The sequence below is a fragment of the Pseudomonas sp. HMWF006 genome, from assembly GCF_003061205.1.
In the GTDB taxonomy this organism is placed as follows: Bacteria; Pseudomonadota; Gammaproteobacteria; order Pseudomonadales; family Pseudomonadaceae; genus Aquipseudomonas; species Aquipseudomonas monsensis.
The window spans coordinates 7,870-10,379 of the sequence record NZ_QAIU01000365.1; the positions used below are offsets into that span (position 1 = coordinate 7,870).

The window sequence follows — 2,510 nt, forward strand, 5'->3', positions numbered from 1 at the left end:
CATGTGGTACTCGATGCAGCCGGGCTCGGCGCGACTCGGTTCGACGTAAGCGCGAAACAGCGCTTCGAAGGCATCGGCTTTCTCCGGGCGTGTCTTGGCGTGCAGGATAAAACCGTGGTGTTCATTCATCAAAACAACTCCTCAAATACTGATAGCCGGAAATGCTATTGCAACAATCGGCATGAGATTCGTGCATTTTGATCAAATGTATTTTGCGCTCACGTGGCTTATTCCGCGCGTGATGGGTGGGTAACCTGCCGCCATTCCTTTGCCCATCTTTCTCCAGCCCAATGGCTGTGCGAGGCGCTTTCATGAAAAAAGTATTGTTGCTCAATGGCGGTAAAAAATTCGCCCACTCCGATGGTCGCTACAACACCACCCTGCACGAAGCCGCGCTGAGTGTGCTGGATCGCGGCGGTGTCGACGTCAAGACCACGTTCATCGACGAGGGCTACGACGTCGCAGAAGAAGTGGCCAAATTCCTCTGGGCCGACGTGATCATTTATCAAATGCCGGGCTGGTGGATGGGCGCGCCGTGGACGGTGAAAAAGTACATCGACGAAGTGTTCACCGAAGGCCACGGCAGCCTCTATGCCAGCGACGGTCGTACCCGTTCCGATGCGTCGCAGAAGTACGGCAGCGGCGGCCTGATCCAGGGCAAGCAATACATGTTGTCGCTGACCTGGAACGCACCGCAGCAGGCCTTCGATGACCCGACCGACTTCTTCGAAGCCAAAGGCGTGGACGCGGTGTACTTCCCGTTTCACAAGGCCAATGAGTTTCTCGGCATGACCGGGTTGCCGACGTTCCTCTGTGTCGACGTGATGAAGCGGCCGAACATCGAGAACGATGTGGCGCGCTATGAGCGGCATCTGACAGAGGTGTTTGGCCTCCAGGCGTGAAGTGATTTCCTTGGGCCAGGCAAGTGATCTGTGGCGAGGGGGATTTATCCCCTCGCCACAATTGGATACCTTCCCCACAATACAAGGGTGATGATCAGCCCAAGGGATACCTGTGAAAGCCAGATCCGATGAATTGCAGATTTTCGTCTGCGTGATCGAGTGCGGTTCGATTTCTGCCGCAGCCGAGCAGGTCGGGCAGACGCCGTCGGCGGTCAGTCGCACCTTGTCACGGCTGGAAGCCAAGCTCGACACCACGCTGATCAACCGCACCACACGGCGCATGGACCTGACCGAGGAGGGTAAGTACTTCTTCGAGCAGGCCAAGCTGATTCTCGATCAGATGGACGCCCTCGAAGAGCGTCTGTCCTCGCGCCAGCAAACCCCGTCCGGACGCCTGCGGATCAACGCCGCATCGCCGTTCATGCTGCATGCCGTCGTCCCCTACATCGACGAATTCCGCCGCCTCTATCCGGACATCCAACTCGAACTCAACAGCAATGACCTGATCATTGACCTGCTGGAACAAAGCACCGACATCGCCATCCGCATCGGCACCCTCGCCGATTCGACGCTGCACGCGCGCTCCCTCGGCTGCAGTCCGTTGCTGATCGTCGCCAGCCCCGCGTATCTGGAGAAACACGGCGCGCCGCAGCAAGTCGCCGATCTGAGCGAACACACCTTGCTCGGCTTCACCCAGAACGAAGGCCTCAACCAATGGCCGCTGCGCTACGTGCACGGCGACCGCTGGCCGATCACCCCGGCGATCAGCGCCTCCAGTGGCGAGACCGTGTGCCATCTGGCGCTGGAAGGTCAGGGCATCGCCTGCCTGTCGCACTTCATGACCATCGACGACATCCGTGCCGGGCGCCTCAAGGTGCTGCTGGCGGAATTCAACAGCGGTTATCGTCAGCCGATTAACGCCGTGTACTACCGTAACTCGCAACTGGCACTGCGCATTCAGTGCTTCCTCGACTTCATCCAGAGCAAACTCGTCGCTTACGCCAACGCCGACTTCAAGGGCTGATTCGTGACCTCTGCGCAAGAGTGAATTGGGCGAGGGCGGGTGTTTCCCGCACGCTCGGCGGCCGATACTCGCCCCATCACTTATTCACGCAGGGAGTTTCTCCATGAAGGTATTCATCACCGGCGCCGCCGGTTTTATCGGCGGCTCCATCGCCACCGGTCTGGTCCAGGCCGGGCACAATGTCACGGGCCTGGTGCGCAGCGCCGAGCAGGCTGATGAGCTGAAGGCATTGGGCATCACCCCGGTGATCGGCACCCTCGAAGACAGCACGCTGCTGGTCGCACAGGCCCGCGCGGCTGACGCGGTGATCAACGCCGCCAGCAGCGACCATCGCGGTGCCGTCGAAGCCTTGCTCGACGCGTTGCGCGGCTCGAACAAAGCGTTCCTGCACACCAGTGGTTCGAGCATCGTCGGCGATGCCTCGGGCGGTAAGTCCAGCGACGTTATCTACGTCGAAGACAACCTGCCGCCACCGACCGTCGACAAGGCGGCCCGCGGGGCCATCGACAACCTGATCCTCGCGGCGGCGAAAGACGGAGTGAATTCGGCGGTGATCTGCAACACCCTGATCTATGGCCACAGCC

The 2,510-nt window shown here is 60.0% G+C and carries 4 protein-coding genes; 3 read left to right on the plus strand and 1 reads right to left on the minus strand.

Going from position 1 to position 2,510, the window contains the following annotated elements; translation table 11 throughout:
• A partial coding sequence (locus tag DBR24_RS32245) for a putative quinol monooxygenase (protein ID WP_256591495.1) occupies window positions 1-129 on the minus strand: 129 nt, incomplete at its 3' end.
• A gap of 182 nt (window positions 130-311) precedes the next feature.
• Here DBR24_RS32245 and DBR24_RS14985 point away from each other — a divergent pair.
• From DBR24_RS14985 to DBR24_RS14995, 3 genes are all read left to right on the plus strand, one after another.
• Complete coding sequence (locus DBR24_RS14985; RefSeq protein WP_128615152.1) at window positions 312-902, plus strand: NAD(P)H-dependent oxidoreductase; 591 nt, start codon at window positions 312-314, stop codon at window positions 900-902.
• 112 nt (window positions 903-1,014) lie between these two features.
• Entirely contained in the window at window positions 1,015-1,926 is a 912-nt protein-coding gene (locus tag DBR24_RS14990; RefSeq protein WP_128615153.1) for a LysR family transcriptional regulator, read from the plus strand.
• Window positions 1,927-2,029: 103 nt separating this feature from the next.
• The coding region (locus tag DBR24_RS14995) for an NAD(P)H-binding protein (protein WP_128615154.1) at window positions 2,030-2,510 on the plus strand (481 nt) is incomplete at its 3' end.